Source organism: Allobosea sp. 05L423, assembly GCF_056397745.1.
The window spans coordinates 637095-651080 of sequence record NZ_JBFTOA010000001.1 but is presented as its reverse complement, the minus strand read 5'-3'; the positions used below and the strand labels follow the sequence as shown (position 1 = coordinate 651080).

Sequence of the window (13986 nt, the reverse complement as noted above, 5' to 3'; positions counted from 1 at the left end):
ACTTCGCGTCGGAAAGGACGCGCGGCGATCTAGCCTTCACTGACCGCCTTGGCAAAATTGGCGAAGAACTCGTCGGCGAGCTTCTTCGAGACCGAATCGATCAGCCGCGAGCCCAGCTGCATCAGCTTGCCGCCGACCTGGGCCTCGACCTCGTAGCGCAGCAGCGTCTGACCGCCTTCGGCATCGCTCAGATTGACCCGGGCCCCGCCCTTGGCGAAGCCGGCGATGCCGCCCTCGCCCTCGCCTGCGATGCGATAACCGTTCGGCGGGTCGAGGTCGTTGAGCTCGACCTTGCCCTTGAAGTTGGCCTTCACCGGCCCGAGCTTGACCTTCACCACGGCGGAGAAATGCGTTTCATCGTCCTTGTTGAGCTGCTCGCAGCCTGGAATGCAGGCCTTCAGCACGTCAGCATCGTTCAGCTTGGCCCAAACCACTTCCTTTGCGGCGGGCAGAGTCACCTCGCCGTTCATCGTCATCGCCATGGCGCATCTCCCGAGCTGTAGGCCGCGGCTCGGACGACTGCGGCCGGCGCGGTTCGAAGGCTGTCCAGTTCCTATCCATGGTCGCAAAGCGCTCGTCTGCACAAGGGGCGAGGCGGACAGGTGATTGATGGAAAGTCAGACGGAACCGAACAGCCGCTGACGATAGATCAGGCTCGCACCCTGCCCCGCCCCGCCGAGGCCCGCGACCTCGCCGATCAGGATGCGATGGCTGGCAATATCGTGCGCAGCGACCAGCCGGCAGTCGAAGGCGGAAATCGCGTCGAGCAGAACCGGCGCGCCGGTCGTAAGCGTGCCCCAGCGCGCCGTCATGAAGCGCGCATCGCCATCGATGCCGCGCCGGCTCGCGAAAATCTCCGCCAGCTCGGCGAGATGGGCCGGCAAGGTATTGATGCAGAAGGCGCCGCTTGCCTCGATCGCCGCCAGCGTGCGGCTCGCCCTTGCGAGGCAGGCCAGCACCGTCGGCGGCGAATCGGAAACAGAGGCGACCGCCGTCGCCGTCAGCCCCACGCGACCGCCAGGCCCCTCCGTCGTCACGACATGCACCGCACTGACGACCTGCGCCATGGCATCGCGGAACGCGGCAGCATCCGGGCGCTCCAGGGCGGGCGGCAGCGGGTGAACGGTTTTCGTCATGGACTAGGGCGCCGGCTCACTGTTCCGGATCAGAGGATACCTGACCATGTAGAGGTTCGGAGCCGCCAGCACCAGTCGCCGCCGGGCAAGCCACGGCCCGGGTCGTACCATCAGATATATCAGATGGAGACCGCGGTCATCTCAGCGGTCCAGCGTCGCCAGCAACCCTTTGCGAAGATGCGACATCAGCGCATCGCTCGCCGCCGTGGCGGCAAGCGAATCCGCGCCTGCGATGGCTTGGGCAAGGCTGCCATGGTGCAGGGCGGCGGGCACGAGGTCGTCCTGCCGCTCGAAATGATACCAGGCGCGCCGGATCAGCGCCTGCAGAGGCTCGACCGCGCGGGTCGCATAGGGGCTGCGCGCGGCCTGGGCCACCAGCCCGTCCAGTTCCTTGTCGAGCCGCATATAGCCCGCAACATCGCCATCCTCGGCGGTCCGGCGCATTGCCTTCGCGGCTTCGACAATCGCGATCCGCTCGACAGGCCCCGCCCGCTTCGCCGCCTCGCCGACCACGAGGCGTTCCAGCACCTCGCGCGCATCGAGAGCCGCAATGATATCGATCGCGCTGATGTCGGCGACAAGAATGCCCTTGCGCGACAGGATCTGGACAAGCCCGTGTTGCGCCAGCCGGATCAAGGCCTCGCGAACCGGCGTCCGCCCGAGCCCGACGAGGTCGATCAGCTGCGCTTCCGTCAGCACCGCGCCGGGGCGCAGAGAGAGCGTGACGATGGCCTCTTCCAGGCGCCGGTAGGCGACCTCGGCCAGGCTCCCGCCCGCTCCGGCGACGTCCGTGCCGTCACGGCCCGGATCGATGGCCTCCTTTTGCTTCATAGCTTCCCCGAGCGATGCCGTGGCACCTTGATCTCGCCTGACAGCTTGATATATCAATACAGATATATCAAGCTCGGCAGCGATCGCCGCGATTGGTTGGCAACAGCCCGACAACCGGTCCGATGGATCGGAGCGCTGCACCGACCAATGATGCGGCGGGCCGAGAAGGAGTTAGCGGATGGCCTTCGCCTGTTCGATTCCCGCCGTGCCGACCGTCCAGCAGGATGACGAGACGACCCGGATCACGCGCTGGGATTTCGAACCGGGCGCCGTGACGGGCTGGCATCAGCATGGCTGGCCCTATTTCGTGGTGATGCTCATCGCCGGCACGCTGCGTATCCATAATGGCAACGATGTCATCGATACGCCGCTGGATCAGGGGCAGGCCTATATGCGCGCGGCCGGCATCCGCCATGACGTGATGAACGGCTCCGACCATCCGATCGCATTCATCGAGATCGAGGTGAAGCAGCCTTCGGCTCTCCAGGAGCTCGCCCTGTCATGAAGGTCGCGGTTGTCGGCGCAGGGATCGTCGGCGTCGCGATCGCCCATGCGCTTCTCGATGAGGGGCATGAGGTCCTGATCGTCGAACGCCAGGAGCCGGCCTTCGGCCCCTCGCGCGGCAATGCCGGCTGGATCGCCCATACCGATATCCTGCCGATCGCCAGCCCCAAGATCCTGCGGCAGGTGCCGAAGTTCCTGGCCGATCCACTCGGCCCGCTCAGCATCCGTCCGGCCTATTTGCCGAAGCTCCTGCCCTGGTTGCTGCGTTTCGCACTCGCCTCGCGCCCGCAAGCCTATGAGCGCTCCATCGTCGGAATCGCCGCCCTGCAGAAGCGCGCCCTGCCGGCCTGGCTCGCGCGCGCCGAGCGCACGAACCTGACGCGCCATATCCATCAGAAGGGCGGACTTTACGTTTTTGACGATGCCGGGGCACTGGCCGCGGCGCGCAAGGTCGCGGAGCGCCAGGCAGCCTTCGGCATCAAGGTCGAGATGATCGGGGCCGCCGAACTGCGTCAGCTCGAGCCCGCGCTAAAGCCCGCTTTCGTCGGCGCGGCCTTCCACCCCGACGCCGCCCATATCAGCGACCCTCACCAGCTGACGCTCGCCTTGTTCGAGGCCGCGCTGGAACGCGGCGCCGTCTTCGAAAAGGCCGACGTCAGCAATATCTCCCTCGGCGATCGCCCCGCCCTGATCGGCCCCGATGGCTGGCAACGCGTGGTAGACCGCGCGGTCGTCGCCGCCGGCGCGTGGGCCACACCGCTGGCGGCAGCGTTGGGCGATGCCGTGCCGCTCGACACCGAACGCGGCTACAATGTCAGCTTTCCCGATGTCTCCGGGATCTTGTCGCGCCCGGTCGGCTTCGAGGGCCACGGCTTCGTCACGACACCTCTCGACTCGGGCCTGCGAATCGGCGGCGCGGTCGAGTTTGGCGGTCTCGGTGCTCCGCCGAATCATGCCCGCACCCGCCGCCTCTACGACAAGGCCAACCGCCTGATCGACGGTCTGCCTGCCTTCGACAGCGGCAAGCTCTGGATGGGCTTCCGCCCTTCCCTGCCCGATTCGCTGCCGGTGATCGGCACGGCGCACCGCAATCCGCACGTGATCTATGCCTTCGGCCATGGCCATTACGGCATGACGCAATCCCACGCGACGGCCGATCTCGTTGCCGCACTCGTCGCCGGGCGCCAGCCGCCGATCGATCTTTCCCCCTTCAGCCCCGCGCGGTTCTGACATGGCGAACCCAGGAGCAATCATCCCCTTCGATGAATGCCCTGGAGCGGAAAAACCGCTGACCGCCCGTCAACCGATATCCCGGGCGCACCTCCCTGAAGAGTTCCTGTTTCGAACCGCCGTTGTCGTTCGGAGCCGCTCGCCGAAGCCGTACGGCACAGATGGCGCGCGCGCATGGCGCAATCATCATGCGCCGAAAGCGCGCTGCGGCGCAGAGTATTCTGCACAATTTCGAGGCGTTTCGTTCGTAATTGCTTTTGACAGAAATTTGACGCGGAGCGATTGTCGGTGGCGCAAGCCATTGGTAGCTCTGCATGGAAATCGCATCCCGCATGCGTCAGCGTCATGCTGATGACGAGAACGGGAGCTGGTTCGAGGGGTCGGCGTCGTCAATGGAAGTCTTTCTGCAGCAGCTCATCAACGGGCTGACACTGGGATCGATCTACGGTCTCATCGCCATCGGATACACGATGGTGTTCGGCATCATCGGCATGGTGAACTTCGCCCACGGCGATATCTTCATGCTCTCCGCCTTCATCGCCCTGATCTTCTTCATGCTGGTCACGGCGGTCCTCGGCACGAGCGCCGGCATGATCCTGCTGGCGCTCGTCATCGTCCTGGCGCTGGCGATGTTCTTCACCTCGCTCTGGAACTGGACGATCGAACGGGTCGCCTACCGGCCCTTGCGCGGCTCCTTCCGCCTCGCGCCGCTGATCTCTGCGATCGGCATGTCGATCTTCCTGGTGAACTTCGTGCAGGTCGTGCAGGGCCCACGCAACAAGTCGATCCCGCCGATCCTGAACAAGTCGATCACGCTGATCGACAGCGCGGTCTACACGGTGCAGATCTCCTACAAGCAGATCGTCATCATCCTGACGACGGCGGCGCTGCTCGCGGCCTTCTGGTACATCGTCCAGAAGACGCCGCTCGGCCGCGCCCAGCGCGCCTGCGAGCAGGACCGCAAGATGGCCGCCCTCCTCGGCATCGACGTCGACCGCACCATCTCGATCACCTTCGTGATGGGTGCAGCCCTCGCTGCGGTGGCCGGCGTGATGTACCTCGTGCTCTACGGCGTGGTGAACTTCGCCGACGGCTTTACGCCGGGCGTCAAGGCCTTCACCGCGGCGGTGCTCGGCGGCATCGGCTCACTGCCCGGGGCGGTGATCGGCGGCCTGCTGATCGGCCTGATCGAGGTGATGTGGTCCGCCTACTTCACCATCGACTACAAGGACGTCGCCGCCTTCTGCATCCTGGCCCTCGTGCTGGTCTTCATGCCCTCGGGCATCCTCGGTCGCCCCGAAGTCGAGAAGGTCTGACGTCATGGCGAGCAAACCGACCACACCCACGGCCGCTCCCGGCCGCGACTTCAAGGCGGCCTTCAAGGAGGCCGGCTTCGCAGCCCTGGTCACGCTCGGCCTGTGCATTCCGGTCGTGGCCTGGGGCACGCGCCAGAACATGGACAACGTGCTGGTGCTCGATCCGCGCTGGGACGCCGTCGCCTGGGCCATCGGCATCGTCTTCGTCGGGCGCTTCCTGATCGCGCTGCGCCAGCAGGGGCGCGGCAAGGAGAAGGCGCGAGTGCGCCTGCTGCCGCACGGCACCATCGCCTTCTTCCAGCGCCATTCGCGGCTCTTCTCGCTCTTCGGCCTCGGCTTCCTCGTCAGCTTCCCCGCAATCGCGATCGGCCTCGCCGGCTGGGGCGGCGCGCTGAAGTGGATCGATAATTTCGGCGTCCAGATCCTGATCTACGTCATGCTCGGCTGGGGGCTGAACATCGTCGTCGGCCTCGCCGGCCTGCTTGATCTCGGTTACGTCGCCTTCTACGCGGTCGGCGCCTATTCCTATGCGCTGCTCGCCAAGAACTTCGGCCTCTCCTTCTGGATCCTGCTGCCGCTCGCCGGCATCCTCGCCGCCTTCTGGGGCATGCTGCTCGGATTCCCCGTATTGCGCCTGCGCGGCGACTACCTCGCCATCGTGACGCTGGCCTTCGGCGAGATCATCCGCCTGGTGCTGGTCAACTGGACGGAGTTCTCCAACGGCTATGCCGGCATCTCCGGCATTCCGCGCCCGACCTTCTTCGGTATTCCCTTCACCGCGGCCGATAATGGCTTCGCGGCGACGTTCGGGCTCGAATTCTCGCCATTGTACCGAACGATCTTCCTCTACTACCTCATCCTGTGCCTGGCTTTGCTGACGGCCTTCGTCACGCTGCGCCTGCGCCGGCTGCCGGTCGGCCGCGCCTGGGAGGCGCTGCGCGAGGACGAGATCGCCTGCCGCTCGCTCGGCATCAACACCACCAACACCAAGCTCACGGCCTTCTCGATGGGCGCGATGTTCGGCGGTTTCGCCGGGGCGTTCTTCTCCGCCCGCCAGGGCTTCATCAGTCCCGAATCCTTCGTCTTCATGGAATCGGCGGTCATCCTGGCCATCGTCGTCCTCGGCGGCATGGGCTCGCTCTGGGGCTGCGCCATCGCGGCGATCGCCATGATCGGCGGCACCGAATTGCTGCGCGAACTCGATTTCCTGAAGCAGATCTTCGGGCAGGATTTCGACCCGACGAAGTACCGCATGCTGATTTTCGGCTTCGCCATGGTTGTGATCATGATCTGGAAGCCGCGCGGCCTGATCTCGGTACGCGAGCCGACCGCCTTCCTGAAGGAAAAGAAGACGATCTCGGCCGATCTCGTTCAGGAGGGGCATGGCTGATGGCCTCGACCACCTCCTCCGGCCGTTCCCTGCTCGAAGTCGAGCAGCTCACCATGCGCTTCGGCGGCCTGACCGCCGTCAACGCCCTCTCCTTCGAGGCTCGCAAGGGCGAGATCACCGCGCTGATCGGCCCCAACGGCGCCGGCAAGACCACGGTGTTCAACTGCATCACCGGCTTCTACAAGCCGACGCAGGGCCTGATTGCGCTGAACCATGACGACGGTTCCAGCTTCCTGCTGGAGCGCATGCCGGACTTCCGCATCTCCTGGAAGGCCAAGGTCGCCCGCACCTTCCAGAACATCCGCCTCTTCGGCGGCATGACGGTGCTGGAGAACCTGCTCATCGCCCAGCACAACCCGCTGATGATCGCCTCTGGCTTCACCTTCCTCGGCCTGCTCGGGATCGGCGGCTACAAGGCCAGCGAGCGGGCGGCGATCGAGAAGGCCAAGTTCTGGCTCGACAAGATCAACCTCACCCATCGCGCCGACGATCCGGCCGCCGACCTGCCCTATGGCGATCAGCGCCGGCTCGAAATCGCGCGCGCCATGTGCACCGACCCGGTCCTGCTCTGCCTCGACGAGCCGGCTGCCGGCCTCAACCCGCGCGAAAGCCTCGACCTCAACGCCCTGCTGCTCTCGATCCGCAAGGATCTCGGCACGGCCCTGCTGCTGATCGAGCACGACATGTCGGTCGTCATGGAAATCTCCGACCATGTCGTGGTCCTCGACTACGGCACCAAGATCGCAGACGGCACGCCGGCCGAAGTGCAGGCCGACCCGAAGGTCATCGCCGCCTATCTCGGCGTCGACGACGAAGAGGTCGAAGTGGTGGAAGCGGAGGTCGGCATCTCGTGACTGTGGCCCAGCCTCTCCTCGCCGTCCGCGGCGTCAAGACCTATTACGGCAAGATCATCGCACTGAAGGGCGTCGACATCGACGTCAATGCCGGTGAGATCGTCACCATGATCGGCGCCAACGGCGCCGGCAAATCCACCCTGATGATGACGATCTTCGGCAACCCGCAGGCGCGCGAAGGCTCGGTCACCTATGAGGGCCGGGACATCACCCGGATGCCGAGCCACCAGATCGCCCGTCTGGGCATAGCGCAGTCCCCCGAAGGACGACGCATCTTCCCGCGCATGACGGTGTTCGAAAACCTGCAGATGGGCGCCGCCGTCCGCAATTTCGAGCATTTCGACGAGGATCTCGAGAAGATCTGCGTGCTCTTCCCGCGCATCAAGGAGCGCCTGCAGCAGCGCGGCGGCACGCTGTCCGGCGGCGAGCAGCAGATGGTCGCGATCGCCCGCGCGCTGATGGCCCGGCCGAAGCTGCTGCTGCTCGACGAGCCCTCGCTCGGTCTCGCCCCTCTGATCGTGAAGCAGATCTTCGAGGCCATCCGCGAACTCAACAGAACGCAGGGCCTCACCGTCTTCCTGGTCGAGCAGAACGCCTTCCACGCGCTGAAGCTCGCCCATCGCGGCTACGTCATGGTCAACGGCGTCATCACGATGAGCGGCTCCGGCAAGGAACTGCTCGCCAATCCGCAGGTGCGCGCCGCCTATCTCGAAGGCGGCCGCCACTGATGCCTGGCGGCCGGGCTTGTCCCTGCCGCTGCAACTTTTTGATGAGAGACGGCTGCGCGCCCGCCATGCCATCGCTGTGGCGACGCTGGCCGCTTCCACCCTCGCGTGAAGCCGGGAGCACGAGATGCAGGGCATCATCTACGAAGAACCGACGGTCTGGCTCTTCCTGCTGGTCACCGTGATCATGGGCGGCTGGCTCGCCTGGATGTCCGGCCGCGCCATCGCCCTGACCTGGCGGCCGAACTGGCAGCTCGTCGTCTACATGCTGATCCTCGGCCTGTTCGTGCGCTTTATTCATTTCGCACTGTTCCAGGCCACGCTGCTGACGCTGCACTACTACATCGTCGACTGCGTCGTGCTGCTCGCCTTCGGCTTCGCCGGCTGGCGCTACAACCGCGCCAAGCAGATGACGCGGCAATATCACTGGCTCTTCGAGCGCGCCGGCCCCTTCGGCTGGAGGCCGCGCCCCGGGGTCCCGATCAGGCCTGAATTGCTCTGAAGAGCTCACGAGCTTGGTGCGTGACAGACCACCGAAAAAGCGCAAGACTGCTGCTTAGGGTGACGAAAACGCACCGAGACGGGTGGACCGTCCAACCCGTTGTCAATCATAGAGGGGAGTTGCATCACATGAAGAAACTGCTGTTGGGCGGCATTGCACTCGGGGCGGTCCTCGCCATGTCCGGTGTGGCCAATGCGCAGATCAAACTCGGCGTCGGCGGCCCGATCACCGGCCCGAACGCTGCGTTTGGCGCGCAGCTCAAGAACGGCGCCGAGCAGGCGGTCGAGGACATCAACGCCGCCGGCGGCGTCCTCGGCCAGAAGATCACCATCTCGGTCGGCGACGACGTCTCCGATCCGAAGCAGGGCGTCTCGGTTGCCAACAAGTTCGTCGGCGACGGCGTGAAATGGGTCCTCGGCCACTTCAACTCCGGCGTCACCATGCCGGCCTCCGAAGTCTATGCCGAGAACGGCATCCTGATGATCTCGCCTTCGGCCACCAACCCGAAGATCACCGAGCGCGGCCTGTGGAACACCTTCCGCACCTGCGGCCGTGACGATCAGCAGGGCAGCGTCGCCGCCGCCTATCTGCTGAAGAACTTCAAGGACAAGAAGATCGCCGTCGTCCACGACAAGACGACCTATGGCCAGGGCCTCGCCGACGAGACCAAGAAGGGCCTCAACGCCGGCGGCGTGAAGGAAGTGCTCTACGAAGGCGTCAACGCCGGCGAGAAGGACTTCTCTGCGCTCGTCTCGAAGATCAAGGCGGCCGGTGCCGACTACCTCTACTGGGGTGGCCTGCACACCGAAGGCGGCCTGATCGTGCGTCAGATGCGCGACCAGGGCCTGAAGACCGTGCTTGTCTCGGGTGACGGCATCACCACCGACGAGTTCGCCACGATCGGCGGCCCCGGCGTCGAAGGCACCCTGATGACCTTCCCGCCGGACCCGCAGAAGCGCCCGGAGGCTGCCGCCGTCGTCCAGAAGTTCGCGGCCAAGAACTTCAAGCCGGAAGCCTACACGCTCTACAGCTACGCTGCCGTCCAGATCATGGCGGAAGGCGCCAAGCGCGCGAACTCAACCGATCCGAAGAAGATCGCCGACGTGCTGCATGGCGGCCAGCCGGTCAAGACCGTGATCGGCGACATCGGCTTCGACAAGAAGGGCGACATCACCCGTCCGGACTACACCGTCTACACCTGGAAGAAGGGTGCCGACGGCAAGATCACCTATATCGAGAACTGATCTCGGCGGCTGATCCGGCCCGACGTGAAGAACCCGTCCCGGACCTCCGGGGCGGGTTTTCTATTGAGGAGAGGAAGCCCAGGCGTCGGCCCGGACGATCTGCTCAAGTTCAAGAATGTTGCCTTCTGGATCGCGCGCATAGGCAATGAGAAATGGCTTCGCCGCCGTTCCAAAGTCTACGATTTCACCGACCCGCGTCCCGCCTGCTTCGATGATCTCCGACAGACCCGCGCTGATATCTCCCAACTGAAAGGAGATATGCCCGAAGCCAGGTTCATTCACCCTGGGCCGCTTCCGGTCATGCGTGACTTTGTGCTCATGTATCTCCAGGAATGGGGCGTCGCAATCGGGGAATTTCAGCCAGATCGAGTATATCTCTGAATTCGGAAGGCCGTTCCCTCGTGATACTTTCTCGCCCGACAACACCTTGGGTTCACGAAGGTGCTCGCATTTGAAGACATTCACATAGAAGGCCGCGAGCGCTTCTGCGTTACGGGCGACCAAGTTGATGTGAGCAAGTTTCATAATGTTGACGGCCTTCGTGATGGGCAGACCATAGCGACTGATGGAATTGCCGCTTGAGGGCTCTTCGGCAATAGAGTCTTGACCGGATTGGTATCCGCCAGCCAGCGCGGCGACGGCGACTGCCGCGCTGCCTCAGCGAAGGATCGATGCTCAAGTGACAATTGCCGGCATCATCCAAACTATGGAGGCAGGCGCTCGGTCTTCGCCTGGATGTTCGGCCCTGCGACGATGGCCGCTCGCCTAAGCGTAGGCGACCCAACCGCGGAACGCGAAGCCGGCATAGAAGAGGCTGACATCGCTGAACCCGGCATCGCGCAGTAGCCGCTCGTCCTCCTCGGGAGCGAGGATAGGCAGGCGCGCGGCGATCATCGACCGGGCCTTCTGCGCCTGCGATGCCTCGATGCCGGACGCCGTCGCAAAGGCGGCATAACGCGACAGCCAGAGATCGCGATCGCCTTGGGGGAAGCTGAAATGTGCGACGGCGAAGGGGGCGCCAGGTTTCAGGCGCCGCCGCACCTCTCCAAGCGTGCGCAGGCGCTCCTCCCTCTCGACGAAGTGCAAGGTCAGGATGCACGCCGCGGCATCGAATGGCCCCTCGGGCGCGATGTCGATGAGCCCATGATGCAAATCCGTGCGGGCGACGAGAGGGCCGAGGGTCAGCCGTGCGAGATCCAGCATCTCGGCGGACGGATCGACCCCGTCGAAGCGCCAGCCGGGCTGCGCCTCGGCAAATGCCTTGATTTCCAGGCCGCCACCAGCGCCGAGGACCAGCACCCGCGCATCATCCGGGGCCCGCTCCGCAAGCAGGAGCATGACCATGCGTTGCAGATCGGCAAAGCCGGGCACCAGACGCGGCGGCCCCTCGGCATAGCGGGCGACGGCCTGCGGATCGGAGAATGCATCCATGCTCGAACAGTCTCGCCAGCGAAATGCCTCTCGCGAGATGTCGCGAGGGCGGGCAGCGTGCCTACTGGCTCAACCTCTGAGGAACCGCAGTCAAGCTCTTGAGAAACCCGCCGAACCGCAGCAGGCCATCCGGCCAAGGACCATGCCCGGACTCGCTGTTGAGATGGCCGCTGTCCCCGGCATCGACGAACTCCGAACCCCAGGCTTTCGCCAGTTCCCGCGCCTCATCCTGCGTGCAGTAAGGGTCGGTCGCACTGGAGATCAGCACCGAGGGAAACGGCAGCCTCTCGCGGCGGTGCTCGATGAAGTCCGGCCCCATGCCGGGGATCGCGCGCTTGGCCGCCTCGGAAGCCGGGGCGACCAGGAACGCGCCGGCGACCTCGCCCGGATGCAGATGTTCCGCCGCATGGGCGACGGCGCTCACGCCGGCCGAATGGGCGACGAGCACGACCGGCCGCGTCGCGCTGCGCACCGCCTGCACGATGCGCCCGGCCCAGACATGGCGAGACGGCTTGTACCAGTCGTCCTGAACAACGCGGCGCGCCGTCTGGAGCCGGGACTCCCAACGGCTTTGCCAATGATCCGGGCCAGAGCCCGACCAGCCGGGGATGATGAGGATATCGACGTCGGAGGATTTCATCAGCCGTAGATAGCCCTGCCGTCGCCGAAGTCCAGACCGTCAGTTATTCCCCGAACACCCGGCGGAAGATCGTGTCGACATGCTTGAAGTGATAGCCCTCGTCGAACATCGCCTGCAGTTCGGAGGCCGAGAGCTTCTCCGCCACGTCCTTGTCGGCGAGCAGATTGGTCAGGAAGTCCTCGCCATGCTCCCAGGTGCGCATCGCGTTGCGCTGGACCATGGAATAGGCGTCCTCGCGGCTCGCGCCCGCCTGCGTCAGCGCCAGCAGCACGCGCTGGGAATTGTGCAAGCCCCCGAGGCGGTCGAGATTCCGGCGCATGTTCTGCGGATAGATCAGCAGCTTGTCGACGACGCCCGTCAGCCGCGCCAGCGCGAAATCGAGCGTCACCGTCGCATCCGGGCCGATCATGCGCTCGACCGAAGAGTGCGAGATATCCCGCTCATGCCAGAGCGCAACATTCTCCAGCGCAGGCGTGACCATGCCGCGCACGAGGCGGGCAAGGCCGGTCAGGTTCTCGGTGAGGACGGGGTTGCGCTTGTGCGGCATCGCCGAGGATCCCTTCTGGCCCGGCGAAAAATACTCCTCCGCCTCATAGACCTCGGTGCGCTGCAGATGGCGGATCTCGGTGGCCAGCCGCTCGATGCAGGAAGCGACGACGCCGAGCGTCGCGAAATACATCGCGTGCCGGTCACGCGGGATCACCTGGGTCGAGACCGGCTCGACGGTGAGCCCCATCTTTTCGGCCACATAGGCTTCGACCTGCGGGTTGATATTGGCGAAGGTGCCGACCGCGCCCGAGATGGCGCAGGTTGCGATCTCGGCCCGTGCAGCGATCAGACGAGCCTTGCATCGATCGAACTCGGCATAGGCCTGCGCGAGCTTGAGCCCGAAGGTCACAGGCTCGGCATGAATGCCGTGCGAGCGGCCGATCGTCGGGGTGAGCTTGTGCTCGAAGGCACGGCGCCTGATCGCGGCGAGCAGCGCGTCGACATCGGCAATCAGGATATCGGTGGCCCGCGCAAGCTGAACCGAGAGCGTGGTGTCGAGGATATCCGACGAGGTCATGCCCTGGTGGACGAAGCGCGCCTCCGGCCCGACGATCTCGGCCAGATGGGTGAGGAAGGCGATGACGTCGTGCTTGGTGACGCGCTCGATCTCGTCGATGCGCGCGACATCGAAGACGGCGTCCTTGGCCTTGGCCCAGATCGTCGCCGCGGCCTCCTTCGGCACCACGCCGAGCTCGGCGAGCTTGTCGGTGGCGTGCGCCTCGATCTCGAACCAGATGCGGAAGCGGGTCTGCGGCTCCCAGATGGCGACCATCTCGGGGCGGGAATAGCGCGGGATCATGCTCGTTTCAGCCTCTGCACCGCCGTCATGCTCGCCCTTGTGGCGAGCATCCACGACTTGAACACCACCCTCGATCTGCCAAGACGTGGATGGTCGGGACAAGCCCGACCATGACGGTCGGCGCCGAAAACGGCAATAATCTCAAACCCAGTCGCCGCGCGCGGCTTCTGCCGCCTTGCGGATCGCTTGGATATTCCCGGCATAGGCCGAAGGCCCGCCCTTGAACACGGCCGAGCCGGCGACCAGCGCGTTCGCGCCGGCCTTCACGACCAGCGGCGCGGTCTCCGGCGTCACGCCGCCGTCGATCTCCAGCGCAATCGGGCGGTCGCCGATCAGCGCCTTCACCTGCGCAACTTTCTCGACCACGGAGCGGATGAAGCTCTGCCCGCCGAAGCCGGGATTGACCGTCATCAGCAGGATGAGGTCGACATCCGCGATCAGTGCCTCGATTGCGCTCGCCGGTGTACCGGGATTGAGCACGATGCCGGCCTGCTTCCCTTGAGCCTTGATCGCCTGCAGCGTGCGGTGCGGGTGCGGTCCGGCTTCGACATGGAAGGAGATCAGATCGGCGCCGGCCTTGGCGAAGGCTTCGACATAGGGGTCGACGGGCGCGATCATCAGATGCACGTCGAAGAACTTCTTGGTGTGCGGGCGGATCGCCTTCAGCACATCGGGGCCGAAGGTGATGTTCGGCACGAAATGCCCGTCCATCACGTCGCAATGGATCCAGTCGGCACCGGCCGCATCGACCGCGTGCACCTCCTCGCCCAGCTTGGCGAAATCGGCCGAGAGGATGGAGGGGGCGATACGGATGGGGTGCGTCATGGCTGGCGGT

General features: G+C 65.1%; 16 protein-coding genes. 8 read left to right on the top strand and 8 right to left on the bottom strand.

Going from position 1 to position 13986, the window contains the following annotated elements; genetic code table 11:
• Positions 1-29: 29 nt before the first annotated feature.
• The 3 genes from AC1DNE_RS03320 to AC1DNE_RS03310 all read right to left on the bottom strand — a co-directional run bounded on the left by AC1DNE_RS03320 (position 30) and on the right by AC1DNE_RS03310 (position 1967).
• Positions 30-482, bottom strand: coding sequence for an SRPBCC family protein (locus tag AC1DNE_RS03320; protein WP_441471663.1), 453 nt, complete (start codon positions 480-482; stop codon positions 30-32).
• 135 nt (positions 483-617) lie between these two features.
• Positions 618-1136 (bottom strand): flavin reductase family protein, encoded by a 519-nt coding sequence (locus tag AC1DNE_RS03315; protein WP_441471662.1) that lies wholly within the window; start codon positions 1134-1136, stop codon positions 618-620.
• A gap of 141 nt (positions 1137-1277) precedes the next feature.
• A complete protein-coding gene (locus AC1DNE_RS03310) occupies positions 1278-1967 on the bottom strand; it encodes a GntR family transcriptional regulator (protein WP_441471661.1) in 690 nt (229 codons plus the stop codon).
• A gap of 178 nt (positions 1968-2145) precedes the next feature.
• Between AC1DNE_RS03310 and AC1DNE_RS03305 the strand changes: the two genes are divergently transcribed.
• The 8 genes from AC1DNE_RS03305 (at position 2146) to AC1DNE_RS03270 (ending at position 9732) form a co-directional block, all read left to right on the top strand.
• Positions 2146-2472 carry a cupin domain-containing protein gene (locus AC1DNE_RS03305; RefSeq protein ID WP_476766849.1) on the top strand — a complete coding sequence of 109 codons (327 nt, stop codon included), beginning with the start codon at positions 2146-2148 and terminating at the stop codon, positions 2470-2472.
• The gene (locus AC1DNE_RS03300; RefSeq protein ID WP_476766850.1) at positions 2469-3701 is read left to right on the top strand and encodes an NAD(P)/FAD-dependent oxidoreductase; all 1233 of its coding nucleotides are present in this window, start codon (positions 2469-2471) and stop codon (positions 3699-3701) included. Before AC1DNE_RS03305 ends, AC1DNE_RS03300 begins: the two co-directional genes overlap by 4 nt.
• A 392-nt stretch (positions 3702-4093) precedes the next feature.
• Positions 4094-5017, top strand: a complete 924-nt coding sequence (locus AC1DNE_RS03295) for a branched-chain amino acid ABC transporter permease (protein ID WP_441471658.1) — start codon at positions 4094-4096, stop codon at positions 5015-5017.
• 4 nt (positions 5018-5021) lie between these two features.
• Positions 5022-6407 carry a high-affinity branched-chain amino acid ABC transporter permease LivM gene (gene livM / locus AC1DNE_RS03290; protein ID WP_441471657.1) on the top strand — a complete coding sequence of 462 codons (1386 nt, stop codon included), beginning with the start codon at positions 5022-5024 and terminating at the stop codon, positions 6405-6407.
• The gene (locus AC1DNE_RS03285; RefSeq protein ID WP_476808333.1) at positions 6407-7261 is read left to right on the top strand and encodes an ABC transporter ATP-binding protein; all 855 of its coding nucleotides are present in this window, start codon (positions 6407-6409) and stop codon (positions 7259-7261) included. The genes livM and AC1DNE_RS03285 overlap by 1 nt, the downstream gene beginning before the upstream one ends.
• Entirely contained in the window at positions 7258-7989 is a 732-nt protein-coding gene (locus tag AC1DNE_RS03280; protein WP_441471655.1) for an ABC transporter ATP-binding protein, read from the top strand. Before AC1DNE_RS03285 ends, AC1DNE_RS03280 begins: the two co-directional genes overlap by 4 nt.
• A gap of 124 nt (positions 7990-8113) precedes the next feature.
• Positions 8114-8488, top strand: a complete 375-nt coding sequence (locus AC1DNE_RS03275; RefSeq protein WP_441471654.1) for a DUF6867 family protein — start codon at positions 8114-8116, stop codon at positions 8486-8488.
• Positions 8489-8616: 128 nt separating this feature from the next.
• Positions 8617-9732 (top strand): branched-chain amino acid ABC transporter substrate-binding protein, encoded by a 1116-nt coding sequence (locus AC1DNE_RS03270; protein ID WP_441471653.1) that lies wholly within the window; start codon positions 8617-8619, stop codon positions 9730-9732.
• Positions 9733-9792: 60 nt separating this feature from the next.
• Here AC1DNE_RS03270 and AC1DNE_RS03265 read toward each other — a convergent pair whose 3' ends face one another.
• The 5 genes from AC1DNE_RS03265 to rpe form a co-directional block, all read right to left on the bottom strand.
• The gene (locus tag AC1DNE_RS03265) at positions 9793-10257 is read right to left on the bottom strand and encodes a VOC family protein (RefSeq protein ID WP_441471652.1); all 465 of its coding nucleotides are present in this window, start codon (positions 10255-10257) and stop codon (positions 9793-9795) included.
• Positions 10258-10497: 240 nt separating this feature from the next.
• Positions 10498-11163: a class I SAM-dependent methyltransferase gene (locus AC1DNE_RS03260; protein WP_441471651.1), complete on the bottom strand. Its 666-nt coding sequence runs from the start codon at positions 11161-11163 to the stop codon at positions 10498-10500.
• A gap of 61 nt (positions 11164-11224) precedes the next feature.
• Positions 11225-11803 carry an RBBP9/YdeN family alpha/beta hydrolase gene (locus tag AC1DNE_RS03255; RefSeq protein ID WP_441471650.1) on the bottom strand — a complete coding sequence of 193 codons (579 nt, stop codon included), beginning with the start codon at positions 11801-11803 and terminating at the stop codon, positions 11225-11227.
• Between the two features lie 43 nt (positions 11804-11846).
• Complete coding sequence (purB, locus tag AC1DNE_RS03250; RefSeq protein WP_441471804.1) at positions 11847-13151, bottom strand: adenylosuccinate lyase; 1305 nt, start codon at positions 13149-13151, stop codon at positions 11847-11849.
• Between the two features lie 141 nt (positions 13152-13292).
• The gene (gene rpe, locus AC1DNE_RS03245; protein WP_441471649.1) at positions 13293-13976 is read right to left on the bottom strand and encodes a ribulose-phosphate 3-epimerase; all 684 of its coding nucleotides are present in this window, start codon (positions 13974-13976) and stop codon (positions 13293-13295) included.
• Positions 13977-13986 lie beyond the last annotated feature (10 nt).

Bases quoted from the DNA above. Each gene is read 5' to 3' on its own strand.
- AC1DNE_RS03305 (WP_476766849.1), top strand. From the start codon at position 2,146: ATGGCCTTCGCCTGTTCGATTCCCGCCGTGCCGACCGTCCAGCAGGAT.
- AC1DNE_RS03285 (WP_476808333.1), top strand. From the start codon at position 6,407: ATGGCCTCGACCACCTCCTCCGGCCGTTCCCTGCTCGAAGTCGAGCAG.
- AC1DNE_RS03315 (WP_441471662.1), bottom strand. From the start codon at position 1,136: ATGACGAAAACCGTTCACCCGCTGCCGCCCGCCCTGGAGCGCCCGGAT.
- rpe (WP_441471649.1), bottom strand. From the start codon at position 13,976: ATGACGCACCCCATCCGTATCGCCCCCTCCATCCTCTCGGCCGATTTC.
- AC1DNE_RS03300 (WP_476766850.1), top strand. From the start codon at position 2,469: ATGAAGGTCGCGGTTGTCGGCGCAGGGATCGTCGGCGTCGCGATCGCC.
- purB (WP_441471804.1), bottom strand. From the start codon at position 13,151: ATGATCCCGCGCTATTCCCGCCCCGAGATGGTCGCCATCTGGGAGCCG.
- AC1DNE_RS03295 (WP_441471658.1), top strand. From the start codon at position 4,094: ATGGAAGTCTTTCTGCAGCAGCTCATCAACGGGCTGACACTGGGATCG.
- AC1DNE_RS03270 (WP_441471653.1), top strand. From the start codon at position 8,617: ATGAAGAAACTGCTGTTGGGCGGCATTGCACTCGGGGCGGTCCTCGCC.
- AC1DNE_RS03275 (WP_441471654.1), top strand. From the start codon at position 8,114: ATGCAGGGCATCATCTACGAAGAACCGACGGTCTGGCTCTTCCTGCTG.
- AC1DNE_RS03265 (WP_441471652.1), bottom strand. From the start codon at position 10,257: ATGAAACTTGCTCACATCAACTTGGTCGCCCGTAACGCAGAAGCGCTC.
- AC1DNE_RS03310 (WP_441471661.1), bottom strand. From the start codon at position 1,967: ATGAAGCAAAAGGAGGCCATCGATCCGGGCCGTGACGGCACGGACGTC.
- AC1DNE_RS03260 (WP_441471651.1), bottom strand. From the start codon at position 11,163: ATGGATGCATTCTCCGATCCGCAGGCCGTCGCCCGCTATGCCGAGGGG.
- AC1DNE_RS03320 (WP_441471663.1), bottom strand. From the start codon at position 482: ATGGCGATGACGATGAACGGCGAGGTGACTCTGCCCGCCGCAAAGGAA.
- livM (WP_441471657.1), top strand. From the start codon at position 5,022: ATGGCGAGCAAACCGACCACACCCACGGCCGCTCCCGGCCGCGACTTC.
- AC1DNE_RS03255 (WP_441471650.1), bottom strand. From the start codon at position 11,803: ATGAAATCCTCCGACGTCGATATCCTCATCATCCCCGGCTGGTCGGGC.